This window comes from Candidatus Williamhamiltonella defendens, assembly GCF_900699045.1.
Taxonomy (GTDB): Bacteria; Pseudomonadota; Gammaproteobacteria; order Enterobacterales; family Enterobacteriaceae; genus Hamiltonella; species Hamiltonella defensa_A.
The window spans coordinates 18581-37857 of record NZ_CAADHL010000003.1 but is presented as its reverse complement, the minus strand read 5'-3'; the positions used below and the strand labels follow the sequence as shown (position 1 = coordinate 37857).

General features: G+C 34.3%; 15 protein-coding genes. 11 read left to right on the top strand and 4 right to left on the bottom strand.

Features of this window, described 5'->3' with window-relative positions; translation table 11 throughout:
* Positions 1–777: 777 nt before the first annotated feature.
* From CICURV3402_RS04620 to CICURV3402_RS07680, 6 genes are all read left to right on the top strand, one after another.
* Positions 778–987, top strand: coding sequence for a hypothetical protein (locus CICURV3402_RS04620; protein ID WP_187306957.1), 210 nt, complete (start codon positions 778–780; stop codon positions 985–987).
* Between the two features lie 115 nt (positions 988–1102).
* A complete protein-coding gene (locus CICURV3402_RS04615; protein ID WP_158380040.1) occupies positions 1103–1297 on the top strand; it encodes a hypothetical protein in 195 nt (64 codons plus the stop codon).
* A gap of 1828 nt (positions 1298–3125) precedes the next feature.
* Positions 3126–4580, top strand: coding sequence for a deoxyribodipyrimidine photo-lyase (gene phrB / locus CICURV3402_RS04610; protein WP_158380039.1), 1455 nt, complete (start codon positions 3126–3128; stop codon positions 4578–4580).
* Positions 4570–5313, top strand: a complete 744-nt coding sequence (locus CICURV3402_RS04605) for a type 2 GTP cyclohydrolase I (protein ID WP_158380038.1) — start codon at positions 4570–4572, stop codon at positions 5311–5313. The genes phrB and CICURV3402_RS04605 overlap by 11 nt, the downstream gene beginning before the upstream one ends.
* A gap of 154 nt (positions 5314–5467) precedes the next feature.
* Positions 5468–6754: a serine--tRNA ligase gene (serS, locus tag CICURV3402_RS04600; RefSeq protein ID WP_158380037.1), complete on the top strand. Its 1287-nt coding sequence runs from the start codon at positions 5468–5470 to the stop codon at positions 6752–6754.
* Between the two features lie 291 nt (positions 6755–7045).
* Entirely contained in the window at positions 7046–7117 is a 72-nt protein-coding gene (locus tag CICURV3402_RS07680; protein WP_407079081.1) for a hypothetical protein, read from the top strand.
* Positions 7118–9549: 2432 nt separating this feature from the next.
* On the opposite strand, the gene CICURV3402_RS07675 is transcribed toward CICURV3402_RS07680, so the two are convergent.
* The 3 genes from CICURV3402_RS07675 to CICURV3402_RS04590 form a co-directional block, all read right to left on the bottom strand.
* The gene (locus CICURV3402_RS07675; RefSeq protein ID WP_235667675.1) at positions 9550–9948 is read right to left on the bottom strand and encodes an exodeoxyribonuclease VII large subunit; all 399 of its coding nucleotides are present in this window, start codon (positions 9946–9948) and stop codon (positions 9550–9552) included.
* Between the two features lie 313 nt (positions 9949–10261).
* Positions 10262–10447, bottom strand: a complete 186-nt coding sequence (locus CICURV3402_RS07670; RefSeq protein ID WP_235667674.1) for an exodeoxyribonuclease VII large subunit — start codon at positions 10445–10447, stop codon at positions 10262–10264.
* Positions 10448–11188: 741 nt separating this feature from the next.
* Positions 11189–11338, bottom strand: a complete 150-nt coding sequence (locus tag CICURV3402_RS04590; protein ID WP_187306956.1) for a hypothetical protein — start codon at positions 11336–11338, stop codon at positions 11189–11191.
* Between the two features lie 1667 nt (positions 11339–13005).
* Here CICURV3402_RS04590 and mgtA point away from each other — a divergent pair.
* Both mgtA and cspE read left to right on the top strand, forming a co-directional pair.
* Complete coding sequence (mgtA, locus tag CICURV3402_RS04585) at positions 13006–15702, top strand: magnesium-translocating P-type ATPase (protein ID WP_407079080.1); 2697 nt, start codon at positions 13006–13008, stop codon at positions 15700–15702.
* A 303-nt stretch (positions 15703–16005) separates the two neighbouring features.
* Complete coding sequence (gene cspE / locus CICURV3402_RS04580) at positions 16006–16224, top strand: transcription antiterminator/RNA stability regulator CspE (RefSeq protein ID WP_158380036.1); 219 nt, start codon at positions 16006–16008, stop codon at positions 16222–16224.
* A 215-nt stretch (positions 16225–16439) separates the two neighbouring features.
* Here cspE and CICURV3402_RS07200 read toward each other — a convergent pair whose 3' ends face one another.
* The gene (locus CICURV3402_RS07200; protein ID WP_268904304.1) at positions 16440–16562 is read right to left on the bottom strand and encodes a hypothetical protein; all 123 of its coding nucleotides are present in this window, start codon (positions 16560–16562) and stop codon (positions 16440–16442) included.
* A 910-nt stretch (positions 16563–17472) separates the two neighbouring features.
* On the opposite strand from CICURV3402_RS07200, the gene CICURV3402_RS04575 reads away from it, so the two are divergent.
* The 3 genes from CICURV3402_RS04575 (at position 17473) to CICURV3402_RS06750 (ending at position 18900) form a co-directional block, all read left to right on the top strand.
* A complete protein-coding gene (locus CICURV3402_RS04575; protein ID WP_187306955.1) occupies positions 17473–17610 on the top strand; it encodes a hypothetical protein in 138 nt (45 codons plus the stop codon).
* Between the two features lie 386 nt (positions 17611–17996).
* Entirely contained in the window at positions 17997–18155 is a 159-nt protein-coding gene (locus CICURV3402_RS04570) for a hypothetical protein (protein WP_187306953.1), read from the top strand.
* 616 nt (positions 18156–18771) lie between these two features.
* Positions 18772–18900 carry a phage tail tube protein gene (locus tag CICURV3402_RS06750; protein WP_235667665.1) on the top strand — a complete coding sequence of 43 codons (129 nt, stop codon included), beginning with the start codon at positions 18772–18774 and terminating at the stop codon, positions 18898–18900.
* Positions 18901–19277 lie beyond the last annotated feature (377 nt).

Genomic DNA, 19277 nt, shown 5'->3' with positions numbered 1-19277 from the left:
TAATCATTAAAATTAGACATTTTTACAAAATAAAATTAACCACAAAAGAGATAAAAATATTATAAATTTAAAAAGAAGCCCGTATCCCTCTCTTTTTTAGCATAAGTCTCGATCTTGTGCAATATAGTCTTCATAAACTACATATTAATCTATCGAAATACTTAAGCATCAATTACCACTTTATTCTCCTCGTATCTAAAAAGGCGTGAATCAGTAGATCCAGTTTCTCCCTTTTATCAATATGAGGTTAGGTTTATTCATTTCTTCTTTGATTTTTATTATGCATATTTTAATTTTAAAAAATATTCAACGCTGTTGATCCAAAAATCCGGCAAGATTTGATGGTCAATCATTCTTTATTACTGTTAAGTGGCGGGCTTGTCGTAGGTATGAGTCTGAGCGCGATTTTTAAATAAAAGAGTGTCTTTTTAAGCTGATCTACTGCAGAAAAACTTGTTATGATGAGCAGACTAATAGGGATCCATAGGCGGAGTAGCTATTCTGGTCACCTCGTAATTATATGTTTTTTGTCAGTTAGAAGATATAAAAACTATTTTGAACTTAATACAGAAGAGTTTTTGAAAAATTGCGCACGTCCATTTGTGGGATTAGACCCCACTGTCGAATTATAAAATAAAGAATTAAAACAAAAAAGTAAATATGCGGAACGTGAAAAATATTATCAAATGTTGTACGTACATGCTCAAAAATATTATAAAAATTATCACTTCAAAAAATTAATATTTATTTTATAGTCAACAATATTTTAAGATAGAAATGAGACCGTATAAATTATTCATTTATAATAACTGGAATGAGACTTTACTTAGTCTGCACTATTTAACGGAAATAAAAGATAAATTTTATCCTAAAGAAGTCAATCAATTTATTGCTGATAATGTTCATCAACATAAAGATATAGAGATTAAGGATAGCGAATATCATTATCCTGAGCATTCAGCTTTAACAATAGTAAACGGTAAATGATCATATCAATGTGAATGAGGATGATTAAAATAACGCCAAGGTTAAAAAACATTTTTGGATAATCCGGACATTTTTTAAGAGGAATCGAAGGCTTTATTTGATGTCAGTAATGAGGATGATATTACGGTGGGGTATCGTCAAAGAAAAAATATTTTTTAAAATCAGCTACTGCTACAAACAATATACAAGAGGAGATAAAGTCGATATTTTTTACTTATCAAAGCCGGATTTATTGGCATCAGCTAGTTATTTTAATAGTTTAGGCGGCGAAGATATTATGAATTACTTATCAAGATTTTCCAGAGTATAGTCATTATTTCATTCATTTAACTTTAGGAGAAACTCATTTTTCATCATACTAATGATGAAAAGTTAATAGAAACGATAGAATATATCGAATAAGCTTATGGCAATCCAAAAACCAATGATGAATTTAAAGGAAAGCATGCAGATAATTATCTGCATGAAAGAGGCGGGCGGAAACGATCAAATTTTGGGATATTTAGGCGATGCTGTTCTGACTTTTGCATAAAGCTATATTCATGGCGGTAAGGGCAATGATCATTATATTTTTGCTACATTCGACCTCTAAAAATGTCATCGCCCATATTTATGATACTAAAGATGATTTTTCATTTTTCAGTTTATATCATCAAGTCAATGACGTCTCCTTCGTTCTTTTAGAACGACATAATAAGATTTATTCCCTCAAAATAACGTATCTTAATCAAAATTAGATAGAAACCATATGCTTTATACATGATATTCATTCATTTGAATGAGGGAGATATTGAGAAAAAATATTTAGTATTAAATAACGAATATCTATTTTCTACTTTAGATGGTTTTTTATGAATTCCTCATTGGCCCAACATCATATAGCAAAATGCTGAGGGTATTTTCCTTTCTCTCCTCAATTTAATGCACAATATAATCTATTGGATGATATTTAATATCACTCTGATATTCCCTCTTTTTCAAAAGAAAAAATGCAGGTCTCATTTCAAAAAAATACTTAACAAGATTACCCCGTTGTGGGTGACAAAAAAGTCATTTTCCCTGAAATCGTTAAATTGATAATGATAGATACTACTTGCAACGATCAATTCGTCAGTAATGCTAAGCATAATTTATTCGTCAATCGTAGAGGTAAAGATAAATTAGAAAGGAGAGGGAGAAAAAGACATTTATCGCATTGAATAACTGGATGTTCATAAACGTATAATATAGATCAATAATCATGACAATATAGCGGATCTCGACTATGACCGTACCTGTGGTAATTGAACAAATGAATATCTTCGCTTAGGTAGATTATGACATCATAATAAGTACCTGACCTTCACAGAAGAGCCAATTATTAAAATAAGTTTTAAGGGATTTATGCAAAGTCAATCCTATCGCCATATCACCATGATGTATAGTCTGCAGCAATTATATCATTTAGAGGTCGACAAAACACATAAAATTTATTTGGGTCAATATAAACCTTATCCTATTCACATAGAACATGTGCTAATTTATTACTGATAGATATTAACTAGCGTATCTGTTCTAGAGAGGTGATTGAGGCGATATAGACGTCTAATATTGAGTATACTATATTTTTATAGCCCTCATATTTATCTAAAAAAGAATACGAACTGCGTAAAGGATAAAATATCCGTTTTGCTTAAAAAAACAATGTACCTATTATTGATGAATATTACGACACAGACAATTGGTTTTCCCATGCACAAAGCATGGGAAAAGCGCCTGAATGAGGTATTTGCGGCATCATGTGTTTTGGTGTTTCAAGCACACTGCGCTCTATGCTTTTGAACATGTCTATGACAGTATATCGAGTTATCTTGGGATTTCACGTTGGAAAGATATGCAACAAATTAACGCATGCGGCTCCGCGCTGCGTGAAAATACCCTAATTTAATCTATTGGGACTACCATTGGCGTAAAAATAATGGCTTTGCACGCATGATTGAGATTATACAAACGAGGGCGTTTTTATCAAAAGGAACACTGTGGTTGCATTTATTCGCGTCGTGATATGAATGCGCATAGAAAAAATTACGGGCGGGATCCGAAAAATAGGGATGCTTTATTACGGAGATCAATAAAACATTTCATCAAACGAGGAAAAAATGCCCACACATTTAGTCTGGTTACGTCATGACCTGCGTGTCACAGACAACAGAGCATTAAATGCCGCTTGTCAACATTCTCAAGCAAAGGTGTTGGTGGTGTTTATTGCAACACCTATTCAATGGAAAACGCACCATATGGCACCGCGTCAAGCGGCTTTTTTATTGGCGCACCTTAAAGCCGTGCAAGCGCGGCTTATGGAGCTTGATATTCCTTTGCATTATCATGAATGTGATGATTTTCAAGATGCAGTAAAATGGCTGATCAATTTTTGTAATCATCACAAAGTAGATAAACTTTTTTACAATTATCAATATGAGATAAACGAATCTCGCCGTGATCACGCGCTTGAAAAAAAACTGCGCCATCAGGTGATTTGCCAGGGGTTTCATGATGCGGTGCTTTTACCACCTGAAAAGGTTTTAAAAGACAATGGTCAAATGTATCAGGTGTTTACGCCTTTTCGCCACGCATTTTTGAAACAATTACCGCTAAGTAATCTGAGCTCTATTCCTGTACCCAAAAAGCGTGATGCTCCCCAGATGCGAATTTCTCTTACTGACCTTTCTTTTGATTATCCTCTCTTAGATTTTGATACCAAACTATTTCCGATAGGCGAAGCCGCCGCTCAAAAACAATTAACACGTTTTTGCGATGCAAAGGTAAGTGCATATCATAATGCACGCAATATACCTGCCATTACAGGAACGAGTGGTTTATCACCTTATTTAACGCTTGGGATCTTGTCACCAAGACAATGTCTGGGTTGTTTGCGCGATGCGTTTCCAGAAGGAATCGTGAATCACAAGGGCGCTTTTGATTGGCTCAATGAACTGATTTGGCGCGATTTTTATCGCCATCTTTTAATGGCGTATCCTCGTTTGTCTCAGGGTCATCCTTTTATTGGTTGGACAAAATTTGTGAAATGGCATCATTCAGATAATCTTTTTAAAAAATGGCAGCAAGGGCGCACAGGTTATCCCATTGTAGATGCGGCGATGCGTCAACTCAATACTACAGGTTGGATGCACAACCGTTTACGGATGATTACGGCGAGCTTTTTAGTGAAAGATTTGCTGATAGATTGGTGTTTAGGGGAACAGTATTTTATGTCTCAATTACTTGATGGAGATTTAGCTGCGAATAACGGGGGTTGGCAATGGGCGGCTTCTACAGGCACAGATGCAGTGCCTTATTTCCGTATTTTTAACCCAAACACTCAGGGAAAACGTTTTGATCCAAAAGGCGAATTTATTCGCCATTGGTTACCAGAATTAAGCGCAGTACCAGAGAGTGAGATTCATCAACCTGAGTCTTGGGCGGGCAAAAATCAAAAAAATGTAGATTATCCTTCTCCTGTAGTCGATCATAAACAGGCAAGACAAGCGACATTATCCGCTTTTATTGCCGCTAAAAATTTGTCTGAGGAAATGGAACGCAATCATGCTCAATAAAGAATTAGAAAAAAAGATTGACGAAGAGTTAAAATCAGAGCAATTTCAAGATTATGCACCCAATGGGTTGCAAGTGGAAGGGAAAAGAGAAATTAAAAAAATCATCACAGGGGTGACAGCTTCGCAAGCTTTGTTGGATATAGCGGTTGCGCGAAATGCGGATGCTGTCCTGGTCCATCATGGATATTTTTGGAAAAATGAGCCTGTGGTTATCTGCGGCATGAAGCACCGGCGCCTCAAAACATTACTCACACATGACATTAATCTTTATGCCTACCATCTCCCGTTGGATGCACATCCTTCACTAGGCAATAATGCAAAACTGGCCGAGTTGCTTGGTATTACCAGCATGGGAATGATAGACCCATTAGTGCCTTACGGTGAATTTGCAGTGCCTGCTGACGCCATGCATGTAAAAGAAATATTGGAAAAAAAACTTCAGCGTCAGGTGTTGCATTGTGGTGATTCTGGGCCTGTGTATATCAAGCGAGTTGCGTGGTGTACTGGTGGGGGGCAGGGATATCTCCAGAAAGCGGCTGAATTTGGCGTAGATGCATTTATTACGGGCGAAGTCTCTGAGCAAACCGTTCATATAGCGCGTGAGATGGAGTTGCATTTTTATGCGGCGGGGCATCATGCGACAGAGCGTTATGGTATTCAGGCATTAGGGGAGTGGTTAGCTAAGTGTTATTTATTAGAGGTATTTTTTATTGATGTGCCGAATCCTGCATAAGTTTATGCATTCAATATTCTGCTTCAGTCATTTTGGATCCAAACTAAAACGTTTTATTCGAATTGATATTTTTTGAGCAAAAACCACGTTATAATCGTTATTAAAAATCCCTTAATTGTACACAAATGTTCACCTAAAATAGGCAGATAAATACATGCTTGATCCACATCTTTTACGTAAAGAGCCTCATATTGTTTCTGAAAAACTAGCTAGAAGACATTTTTCTCTTAACTTGGGTATGCTATTTGATCAAGAACAACATCGCAAAATGCTACAGGTCAAAACAGAAGCACTTCAGGCAAAACGAAATTTACTTTCAGCCTCTATCGCCGAAAGAAAAAAGACAGGAAAGAACATTGATTCTCTTTATATCAAGGTTAATAAACTTAAAATTACATTAGACAGTGCTCAAAAAGAGCTCGAAGAATTACAAAAAAAAATCAGGGCGTTTCAGCTGTCTCTTCCTAATTTAGCTGATGATTCAGTACCAGAAGGTAAAAATGAAGAAGATAATCGAGAAATCATGCGATGGGGGCAACTAAAAAAATATTATTTTCCTGTGCTGGATCATGTCGCTCTGGGTGAAAAATTAACAGGAATTGATTTTGCTGCTGCCGCCCAGCTGTCCGGTAGTCGATTTGTCGTGATGAAAGGGCATATAGCCCGCCTGCACAGAGCACTTGCTCAATTTATGCTCGATTTACATACAAAGCAGAATGGCTATACAGAATTTTATGTGCCTTATTTTGTCAATCACGATAGCTTATTGGGCACAGGTCAACTCCCCAAATTTGGCGAAGATTTATTTTATATAGAATCTATGGGGTCAGAAGATAAAAAATACGCCTTGATACCGACTGCGGAAGTCCCTTTGACCAATCTGGTACGAAATCAAATTTTAGAAGAATCCTCATTGCCATTAAAAATGGCTGCGCATACACCTTGTTTTCGTTCTGAAGCAGGTTCTTATGGGCGTGATACCCGCGGTTTAATACGGATGCATCAATTCGATAAAGTTGAATTAGTTCAAATTACACGTCCAGAAGATTCAATGAGAGTGTTAGAAGAGCTGACAGCACATGCTGAGCAGGTGCTGCAAAAGCTGGAATTACCTTATCGAAAAATGTTGCTTTGTACAGGAGATATGGGATTTGGCGCGAAGAAAACCTATGATTTAGAAGTCTGGTTAGAAGGTCAGAAGACGTATCGAGAAATTTCGTCTTGTTCAAATATGGGTGATTTTCAAGCACGTCGAATGCAGGCACGCTATAAAACTGCATCAAAAAATTGTTTTGTTCATACTCTAAATGGATCCGGCCTGGCTGTGGGTCGTACTTTAGTCGCAGTGATGGAAAATTATCAACAGGAAGATGGCAGCATTGCAGTGCCACAGGTTTTGAAACCTTATATGGAGGGGCTAGAGTATATAAAAAATATATAGAATAACTAAACAGGATATTCTCAATAAACTCAAGTCTTTTGAGGCACAACGATTCACTGGCTCTACACTAACGTCATTGACCCCTAGAAGATATTCGATTCCCTATCACAAATCAAAGGCCGAAAATAATCGCACTATTGATAAATGATCTAAATTTAAAAAGAAATCGATTTTTAAAATAACATGAGAAAAACAATTGAATATTATTGAGTGATCATTATTAAATTTGTTATCAGTTTTGGTATTGTAATGACTCATATGAATTTAGTGGGTAAAACACAATGATTACAGATGATGCCCATCGATTTTATAGGTAATTTTGAATGCGGCAGGATCATAGGCGGGGTGATTTATAATGAATAAATCCCAATGTATCAGTATGTTATTAATTTATTGCTCGGTGTTTTTCTTATTTCTTTTTTAATTTTATCAGTATAAATTTCATTTATTTCGAGCAATTGCAGTATGAGATCCCATTCTAATTATAAACAATAGCAGTTTTTAATAGAAAAAATTCGTGTAAATAAAAATAGAATCGATATTCTCAGAGTCGCTTCCTAGTTACATTCTAAGGGTATTTCTTCATTTAAAGAACTAAAATATGCGTAAATTGAACCTGATTGCTAAATTACCGCTATTTCTAAAAAAATGATGCGCCATCTATTATTATAAAGGATGGTAAAATCAGAATTGATAAATAAAAGAAAAGTGAAAAAATAACGATTGGTTATCAAATAAATTAAAGTTTTACAATATTTCAGATATAAAAGATGTATTTATTTCTGCCTTTTGGAAAGGTGAAGTGATTTTTATTATGAACAATGTAGAAATAAAAAATATTAAAAAAGACTTTTTAAGGAGCATTTTGTAATGTTCAAAATTAAAATAAGTTTTTATATTTCAATATAATTTATTTTTTCACTGCTCAGGAAATGTTAATAAAACAATAGTGGATGAAGATATTTAATTCATTAATATTTGATTAATATTGACGATATTACTGATTGATTGTGAATTAAATTCATATTAATTTGATACAGAAGAGACAATCAATTTATTAACATCCATTGTATAATAAAAATATTTTTTCTTGTTGTGTATTGATACTAGAGTAAGAGATTTCTTTAGATTAAGGAAAACTAGAACTGACATTAGCAAGTGAGTAAGTGTCCGTCGAAGTAGTAGAGAGATTTACTGAAGCAGTAGAATTCAGAGTCTCTTACTTCAGTGCAATCTCATATCTTTGAGAGTATAATAAAGTTATTCTGATGTGTTTTTCCACACTTTTAATACCGGAGTGATTATATTTAAAACCCAGGTTGTTGGTTGTGTATTTTTTTGAAATATTCTTTCTATAAATTGCAAACGTTCTGCAAGATTTTTATGATTGTGAATAGAAATATTTAGGTAAGTCTGAGTATTTTGGGGTTTATCATCTACATTTATACGAATCTATTTTAACGAGTGATCTTTAATATTATTGATTTCTTTTATATTATTATCAATAAGTTTTTTGTTAGCTTTAATATTATCTTTATTAGCATTTATCTTGCTTTTATTATCAGTAATACGTTTATTTGTTGCTTCTATCGTATTCTCTAGAGAGTTCATTCTATTGTTTAATTTTGTATCTATTACACTAAATTTTTTCTATATCTAAATTTGATGATATTGAATTTTCTTTATAACCTTTATTTAAAGACTTCGATACTGAATTTCATAATATTACCAGTTCTAGTAGTTTCGTTTGTATCTAATTCTGTAAATTTTTTCGTATAAAGAATATTGTAGTTTATTTTTCTGCATTAAATTCTTCGATTGTTAATTTATTTTGTATTTCTAAGATAATTTTCTTCACTTAATCTAAAATATCAAATAGATTTTTTTCTTTTTTTGAATCACATTAATTTTCATTGAAATTGTATGATGTATATGTTTTAATATTGACAACATTTATTTTTTCTAAAATTATTAGTGTTTTATGACATTATTTGTTTCCTTTTTTAAAAAATTTCTTTACAGAAAATTCAGTGAGTTTGTTTAATTAATAAATAATGATTAAAAATATCATTTTTACTTTATTTCAAGTAACCGAGTTAAAATACAAATCAACTATAATAATTTTTTAAATTAAAAATTAAAATTTATTAAATAAAATTTAAATAAACTATTTATAATTTATATGTTTTTATAAAAAATTTTTATTAAAAATAAATTAAATATCCTTGATTATTATTGAGAGATTTTCATAGTTTTTCTTATTTTGATTATTGTAAATTTATATCAATATTATTGAAAATAATATTCGCAAAAATTTTAAAAAGAGTTTTTATAATATCTTTTTAGTTAAAAAGAGAATGAATTTATAGTGATAAATAAAACAGACGGAGGATTTAAATAAAAATAGGGAGCGTTATTTAGAAAAATAATCTGAATAATCGAAAATCGTTTTTAACTTTTTTAAATTCTACAACTTAGATTTTTAGACAGCCTCTCTGTAATCTAGTGCTTACTTCATCCCCTATTTATACCTGCTTAATTTTTTCCAGCATAGATCCAGAAGAAAAACACGTTACACTATAACCTCTTGCTAAAGTCGTCAGTGGACTGACCACTTCCAATCAACTAGATACCACCGCAAAACGTTATGCATAATGATATATTTTTCTTTCCATGGTTGCTTTCAGTTGATAGAACTCTTCTTGTATTTGCTTTTGATACTGATAAATCTGGATCTGAGGAACTCGACGTAATCCGCTTTTTTTGAGGTGAGCTTTTTGATTTATTAACCCCCCTCACCTTTGCTTGAACAATTTTTCCAGTCTGATTTTAAAATGTATCAACTGCGTTTTTTGTCGCTCTAATTCTAACTGTAGATGCCGTTGCTCAATATAATGGCTCAGATTCGTAAATCGTTGGCGCAGCTTTGAAAAATAATAATTCATGGACATTGCCATACGTTGTTGATGTGATGCACGCTTCTGGATGATGTCTCTCCTATCTCTTGTAACCCCCTCGGCTGCAGAATAAGGCGTGGAAGCACGGAGATATGAAACCAAATCAGCAATACTGACATCTGTTTCATGCCCAATCCCACTGATAATCGTGAGGTTGCTATTAAAAATGGCGTGCGCTACTCTCTCATCATTTAAACAGGATAATTCTTTAAGAGAACCGTCCCCTCGCGCCAAAATAATCAGATCGCATTCCGCCCGCCGATTTGCAATGCTGAGCGCTTTTACAATCTGAGGGTGGATATTCCCCCTGTACCTTGGTCGGATAAATCACCACAGGTAAAGAAGGGTCATTGTGTTGTAACACTTTTAAAAATATCAAACAACGCAGCGCCACTGACCGAACTAATAACCCCAAGTTGCTTCACTGAATTGGGAAGGGGTTTTTTGTGTTTTTCTGCAAAGAGTCCGTCTGTAGCTAATTTTTTTAAACTGTTTAAATTTCTGACGCAACATCCCCCTCCCCTACCGGTCGGTTACATGCTTTCCACAATCAGTTGATATTCTCCTCTTGGTTTATAAAGACTGATACAAGCGCGTGTAAGAACCTGAAGGCTATTTTGTACTTTGAAAAAAAATGGCGATTGTTATTACGGAACATAGCGCAGCGAACCTGTGTTTGTTCATCTTTTAACGTAAAATACCAGTGACCCGACGAAGATTTATAAAAATTAGAAATTTCAGCGATCAGGCAAATTTGCCCTATGTTTTTTCTAAAGTGTCATGCACATGGACAGTGAGTTGAGTCACTGTCTAAAGATCAGAGAAATGAGAAAGTGGCATAAAGTTTGAATTCGAGATAGAGTGTTAATGACAAGATATTATCTTGATTGCCATCTGCAGACAACCCAAAACCTCCGAGGGTACTGATGAGAAAAATACTGTCGGATAAACTGATTTAAATCGGTGAACGTATTACATACGTAGGGCTAAATTTGCCTCCTTTTTTTCTTTTTTTAATTCTTGATTATAAACTATTTTAAGTAATTCATTAAATTGACCACTGTTCTCTAAATTTCTTTGATGGTGTGCCGAATTTAGTAAAAGATTTATAAAAATTCTGGGTTGTATCTTTACGATAAGCAATATCGCTGGGTGCTACGCTATAAAGAAAATATTTTCCATTCAAAGGTTTCTTAAAATTTTTTTTATCAAAAAACCCGTATTAATAATTTCTATAAGATTTAGGTATTGATCTTTTTCTATATAAAAGCGGTAAAATCGCTTGCAATATCTCCTTTTCTGACAGATAAAGTATGTTGACAACCCTTTCATAATAATAGAACCAAGATTTGTTTTACCTGTCGCGTAAAACGTCAAGGCATGAATAAACGCCGATTTTATTATACTCAGCGTGTTTGTTTTTTAAAAAAATAACATTTGTCTAAATTGACATATATGTTACTGATATAAATTTCTTTTAATGATAGCTCTGTAAACGCATAAAATTGATTCTGATCAACATCATGTTTGTCGAAAATTGAGCATAATTATCATCTTCTTGAAAAGAAGATAATTGAAAATTCACTTGATGTTCATCGCTTGCAATAGGAATAAAATTTTTAAGCAAAATTTTTGATCAAAAATAGCTAAAGAACGTTTTAAGCGTGCATATATTTTATCTTTAGTAAAATGTTCGCTACTATTTGAAAATACCATTTCTGAAAAACATCAATATTAAAAACTAACTTAGGATTAAAATAAATTGATGTTTTATTTTAAAATTTTAAACCGGTTTTTTCTCATAAATATAAAATTGTATTTTTATCTATTTTTAGTAATTTTTAAAATTTTGTATTTATTAGCTTAGAAATAAGGTCCTTACTATATATATTGACAATATATATAATACTAATTCTTGTATGAAGGAGATTTCAGATATTTTTTATATAACATATTATATTGTTCTTGATTTGTGGTTTTTAAAAGAGATATATTTAAAAACTATTAATTTTTGCTTTTTTGATCCTGGCTATTGATGTTTTCGAGTTCTTTTGTTATTTTTTGAAATGTGGGTTATTTCTTTTAAAATATTTTTATATTGTGGGATTTTTTTTGAAAAATCAGTTATATTTTTATAAGAATAAGTTAATTTTTAAATTAAATCTTTTGAATCAAGACGTTTACTAAAAAATGTAATTCATATGATAAATATGAGTACTAATAAACAAATTAAGTTCTTGTTTTTAAGCAAAAATTTATATAAACCATTTGTATAAAAATAAATTTTTTTATTTAATTTATCATTGTTATTTGTTTGAACACTTTTATTTTTATATGAAAATATTTTTGTGTTTTTTATATTGTTAGTTTTATATATTCGGCGGTTTCTCTTAATTGAGATTACTATTAGTATTGAATTTATTATCTTGTTATATTGGAATTTTAATTCATCTTCTATAAAAAGATGATTGTGTATTATCCAGTTTATTTGTTGATTTATAGTAATTTATTACATTTTTAATATAAAATCTGTCTTTTCATAAAGCTGCCTGTCCCATTTTCAGAAATATCTTTATATAAATAATTATTTTCTTTGTTGTAATATACCCCTTCAAATATTTTTACGAATCAACTCATAAAAATTATGATCGTTTGTGATCAATAAACGATTATATTTATCTTCCAAATTTCTTGCTGAATTTTCCATTTCAGTTTTTTAAATACTTTTTATAACCATGGTTTTATTCTGAGTTATAGATATAAATTATTTTCACGTTAATAATTTTTCTGAAAAATTTTCAGAGATTAATTTTTATGTTGTGATAAATACATTTTATTTTTAATAAAACTTTTAAAAAATTGAATTGTAATTTATCCTAATTATTATTAGAAATAATAAAAATTATTACTTATTATTTAATAAATATAAAAAATTTCATTTTTTATTAAAAACTCAACAGTGATTTACGTTGGGTCATTTCAGCTTTACATCAATACCTTCAAAAATTATACTCTTAAAAATTTTTAACGGAGAGTTTGATGGATACGCTAAGTTGTTATAAAAAATACATTGATGATTAATAAACACAAATAAAGAAGGTTGACTTATCTCCCTTGATTTTTTGCCTGCACCAAAAAAGCGTAGGCAGCACTCCTTTACTTATGGGGCTCGTCGAGTTCTACACACCCGAAATCCACAATATGTTTTATGCGTTTAAAACATGTCGGATATTGTAAACAGGTTTTTGAGCACAAACAGATACGCGCAAAGTGTAAAAAGCGAGATAAATGATGATCACAATTCTTGATAAAACCTTTGGGCGTCATAAACCCAAAAAATCTTTTTTGATCCAAAAAGAGGCTAAAAACAGCTTAGATGCTACCTTATTTAAACTGAATACGCATTTGCAGGGATTAACAGAGGAAGACGCGAAGGAGCGACTTGAGAAATCAGGAATCAATAATGTCGCGCATGAAAAAGCACCTAATGCGTTGATTCAGTTGATTTATGCCTTTAATAATCCTTTTATTTTTGTGTTAATCGTTTTGGGCGCGATTAGTTTTTTTACAGATTATTGGTTGCCCTTACAAAGATCTGAATTTGCCGATTTAACTGGCGTTGCAATTATCTTTATCATGGTGATATTGAGCGGTTTTTTGCGTTTTTGTCAGGAATATCGCACCAATAAAGCCGCTGAAACGTTGAAGTCAATGGTGCGTACCACGGCTACCGTATTGCGGCGATCGGATCGCAATGGGCAAGGCGTGAAAAAAGAGGTGTCTATTCAAGATCTGGTTCCTGGAGATATGATTTATTTATCAGCAGGAGATATGGTGCCGGCAGATGTTCGTTTAATTCACTCCAGAGATCTTTTTATCAGTCAGGCGATTTTGACCGGTGAATCCATCCCTATTGAAAAATACGATGCGCTTAGCTGTATTACTCAAAAATCGAATGCTGTGAATACGGATAATGAAAACCAACTCTTGGAATTATCTAATATCTGTTTAATGGGCACCAATGTGGCGAGTGGGACGGCCACCGCCGTCGTGGTGGCGACAGGAGATAAAACCTATTTTGGATCCTTGGAAAAATCTATTGTGGGGACAAGAGCTCAAACCGCCTTTGATAAAGGCGTCAATAGTGTGAGCGGGCTTTTAATTAAATTTATTTTGGTGATAGTACCCGTGGTGTTATTGATCAATGGTTTTACAAAGGGTGATTGGATGGAAGCTACTTTGTTTGCTTTAGCTGTTGGCGTTGGTCTCACCCCTGAAATGTTGCCTATGATTGTGAGCGCTAATCTGGCTAAAGGGGCAATTACGATGGCTAGACGCAAGGTGGTCGTAAAACGTTTGAATGCCATTCAAAATTTTGGGGCGATGGAGGTACTTTGTACAGATAAAACAGGCACTTTGACGCAAGATCGGATTATTTTAGAACATCATTTAAATGTAAGGGGAAATAAAGACAGTAGGGTATTGCAGCTGGCTTGGCTGAACAGTTTTAATCAAAGCGGTATGAAGAATTTAATGGATCAAGCGATTATTAAATTTAGCCGAGCAAAACCTGAAATTGATTTGGTTCGGGGTCATCTCAAAATAGATGAGTTACCTTTTGATTTTATTCGTCGACGTTTATCTATTGTCATGCAGGATGAGGATCAAAAACAAAAATTGATCTGCAAAGGTGCCGTTGAGGAAATGTTGTCTATCGTGACACACATACGCGATGGGGATACAGTTTATCCATTATATGAAGCGAGACGAAACGCATTGTTAGCGTTAGCCAATGAATATAACCAAGATGGTTTTCGCGTGTTAATGTTGGCGACTCGTACATTAGAAGCAGAAGGGGTGAATTTACCTTTAAGCGAAGCCGATGAAAGAGATTTGATTGTGGAGGGGTTGTTAACCTTTCTTGATCCTCCAAAAGAAAGTGCGCAGGCCGCTATTGCCACACTCTGTGAACACGGAGTGTCGGTTAAAGTGTTGACCGGCGATAACCCCATTATTACTAGTAAGATTTGTCGTGACGTGGGGTTAGATCCCGGAGAGCCTTTAAGCGGCGTTGCAATTAAGCAAATGGAAGATGAAGAATTATCGAAGCAGGTGGAGGCACGCACTGTTTTCTGCAAATTAACGCCGTTGCAAAAATCACGAGTACTGAAAATGCTTCAATCGAACGGGCATACTGTGGGTTTCCTGGGTGATGGGATCAATGACGCGCCTGCGTTACGTGATGCCGACGTGGGAATTTCTGTTGATAGTGGCACTGATATTGCAAAAGAATCCGCCGATATTATTTTGTTAGAAAAAAATTTAATGGTGTTGGAAGAGGGCGTTATTAAAGGGCGAGAGACATTCGGGAATATTATCAAATATTTGAATATGACAGCCAGTTCTAATTTTGGAAATGTGTTTTCCGTTTTAATCGCAAGTGCATTTATTCCTTTTTTGCCGATGTTAGCCATTCATCTTTTATTACAAAATTTGATGTATGACATTGCGCAACTTTCTTTGCCTTGGGATAAAATGGATAAAGAATTTATGCGTAAACCTCGTCAATGGGATGCCAAAAATATTAAGCGTTTTATGATCTGGATCGGACCGACCTCATCTATATTTGATATCACAACCTATGCTTTAATGTGGTTTATTTTTGCCGCGAATACAGTTGAACATCAAGCTTTGTTTCAAGCAGGTTGGTTTATTGAAGGTCTTCTTTCGCAAACCTTGGTGATGCATATATTGCGGACCAAAAAAATTCCTTTTATTCAAAGTACCGCTGCGTTACCGGTATTATTGACGACAGGATTGGTAATGGCCATAGGGATTTATATTCCTTTTTCCCCGTTGAGAACGTTAGTAGGTTTACAACCTTTACCATGGCAATATTTCCCTTGGTTAGTAGCAACATTAATCAGCTATTGCGTGCTGGCTCAGTTGATGAAGCGTTATTATATTCGACGTTTTGGTGAATGGTTTTGAGTATCTATTTTTGATTATTCTGGGTGTCATTATTTAAAAAATAACATGAGATAATGGCGACCTTGTCTTAAATAGGGCGATAAAAAAGTTGCTTTATATAACTTTTTATGATTGAATGTGAGCCGGCCTGTGGTACAGATTTATTTATGAACGACATATTGAGTAAAGTAGTTCATTTTAAGCGTTATCCTCGATAGCTCTTCACTGACAATTTCCTTCATAGTGCCCTCCATAAGTAACGACTGATAACTGGCTTTAACACGCCCACTGATGGCAATATTTTTTATATACAGGAAATACAAGATGTCTTCTCAAAAACAAAAAGGTTCAGTAAAGTGGTTTAACGAGTCTAAAGGCTTCGGCTTTATTACTCCTGCTGACGGCAGCAAAGATGTGTTTGTGCATTTTTCAGCTATTGAAAGTTCAGGGTTTAAGACTTTAGGTGAAGGTCAAATGGTCGAATTTAGTATTGAAAATGGTGCTAAAGGCCCATCTGCCGGAAATGTTTCAGTGATCAGCTAATTTTATACGCCTTAGGATGAGGTTGAACCTCATCCTTTTTTATCCTCTTTTTTAAAGTTCAGTGTCTTCATTTTTAATCATTTCTTAGATTGATTTTTTATTGCTGCTGCCATAGTTTTTGGCGCTTCCTTCCAGTCTTTCGCCAATGTATACACCAAGGCATCCTATCCATTGTTTATTTGTTTTAGTTCAAAATAAAACGACTGTTTCTTCATTTACTCATGATGTTCTATTAACCAGTCACCAGAAATGATCATACTACCATCGTAACGCCCCCGAAAGGCATCTACTCCGATACTTAGTCTCCATTGATTGGTATTGATCAATTGGCTTGACAAAAACCAACCTAGCAGAGCATGGCTTAAATTTATGAGTAACGCTTACCGCAATTGCTAATCCAATGAGCTCGCCCATAGATGATGTTGGCAGTGACGTAGCGGACACCATTAGTTTCATAAGTCAATTCATCGCTGGCTAAATAATCAGAAAGTTGTACAGGCTTAATCCAGAGTGTTTACGCCGTTTGAGTATATTCGGTCGAAAGCGAATCTTTCAACAAAGGCAGAGGTAGTTGATAGTAAATTATTTTTTGTAAGTCTATTTTATCACTACAGGCGTTGAGTAAAAAATACAAAGCGTCAGTTTTACATGAGCTGCGCGACCTAATGGAGACGCGTGCTTTCAGTGTTATTATTGATCAAAAGCCTAATTATAGGCCTTTGGTATTTGCTAAGAAAACATAGGTAAAAGTAGACCCTACGCAACGTTTGCTGATGATATAATCTGTTTCTCTAGTCATTCTGAGCCGGGTTAATACCTTATTATACACTACGGTATCATGAGATGGCTAAAAACTTAACAGCTAGATAACGAACTGGGCGGCTTGCCGCCTGAGGTGTAGGTAAATATTAAAATATTGTCTGTGTTAGAGAAAATTTTGACTGTTTCTGAGCTTGGATCGATAATTTTACCGACACCGCACCGATACCGACACCGATGGTAATAAAAGAGGTAATAATCCGGACGGTGAAACGGCGTTAGTTGCCGTAGTAGTCACCAAAGGCAACAGGGGTACGTCATTATGGTGCAGGATTATCCCGAAAGCAGAAGGTTTACGCTTCGGTAAGATTAAGCGATGAATGCTGAGGTTAAATTAGAGGATTTACAGGAATAGATATTAATTAATCTCTGATTAACAGTCATGAACCAACCCGAAGGATTCAGAAATATTCTTCTGTCTGATCGATAGTGAATATCGATTTAAGCAGTGAAGGTTATATTGGTCAGCTGTTAATGCTGGTTTCTGTCGAGTATTTTCAGGAGCTGTGGTATTTTTATCCTGTCATTTCAGATGATATTAAAGAAGTTGATATTACGTTACGTTAGTTATCCCAGATGGCATAACTCAACCGAAAGTTAAAATCAACTTTGAGGGTTAAATTTATGTTCGTTAAACCAAGAAAGAGTTGTGAAGTTCGCAATTTGTTTAAGCGTATATTATTGCCGAATGAGGAGGATGAGATTGTAGATAGCAATCTTTTTTGGCAACGTCGGGTCCGCAATAAAGACATTATTGTACTAACTAAAAAGAAAACAAACCGAAAAGGAGTAATAAATGATCCCTTTGTAGAATGTGCTAAGTAATTTAAGAATGCCATTATTTTTCTGAGGTTGACAATTCTCAGGTAAATACCGTCACTGATAAGTGTCTTATTTATTCTAGTTCGGCAAATGCTAATGTCATTTGTAGTTAGGGCTTTATGCTGGCGGCCATGATGCATGTGTATTTACAAAATGACAGTAATGGAAGTATTTATCTGTTGCCGGTGGCTGATGCTTCTACTGGAATGACGGGGTCGGATGGTAAATTAACAATTACCGGGGTTCCGACTGCCAATGAAGTTATTTCATTCTTTTTACCTGCAGGATAATGATTAAGTTTAAATTGAGAATGTGATCACCACATAGCAGTTAAATGAGTATAGCTAGTTGGATGACAGCTATGTACAGGTTAAGACGTTGTTCTTGATGATGTTCTGTATGCGGGACATGTGTTCGATCGTTACATCTAAATTTAGCCGCGTGAAGTTAGCCAAAGATGGGACGAGATTGCGACAGACTCAGCCATTGTTACGCTATCAACTATCAAAGTTGAATTGATTGCTGAGTATGAGTCTCGAGAATGGCAAGGCTATGTTCAGGAGAGTAGGGGTTTTCTGTTGCTCTGATTGTTGCACAGAACACGAAGAATCTCAATCGTATGATGTTCTCTGGGATGGTTTATTAATTAATCAGTTACGGATTTTCGCTATTTTAGCACAATGCCGCTTACAACCATCATCATAATGTTTCAGGATCTGTTATCGTTGATACAACCGATTTACTCATGGGGGCTACTTATGTAACTGTTAATGGTTTAATACTGATTGTCGAGGGTTCATTTAAATATAGACCCACTCGCGTTAAACGTGAAATACTGCTCTGAATAGATGGAGTTCACGGTTACAAAGAAAAACCATCAGCAGGGTCTATTTAGGGTCTATTCCAATGTTATTGCGTGATAGTCGTGGGACGTCTGTTATTCGATTTAACAATCAAACTAATATCACTATAGTTGCTCAATTAGCCAATGGTAAAACTATTCTTGCTAGTAATATGTGGACCGTCGATGAGTAGTAAGTAGATTCAGAAGATGCGAAGTTTGATGTTAAATAGGAAGGTCTTTCAGTTACTGCGAATTAATTATGACAACCGTAATTAACGATTTAGATTTTCTTGATAATCTGTAATCATTATTTACACTCGACCTTATTAAGCAGTTATCCATTCGTCCGTAGATGGTAAATAAAAATTTTGTAGTAACCAACAAATGCAGGCGACAGGCCTGCCCGGGGCTGGGTCGGGATCTCTATGCCATTTACGGGGTAGCTATGAGCCTAATTAATACAGTGACAGACTTTTTTGATCTAAAGTGGTCTAAAAAGTGCTTTGAAACGCTTCAGAAAGTACAATTTAGAGGTATCCCTATCTCATTCACCATTCTTGTGGGGGGG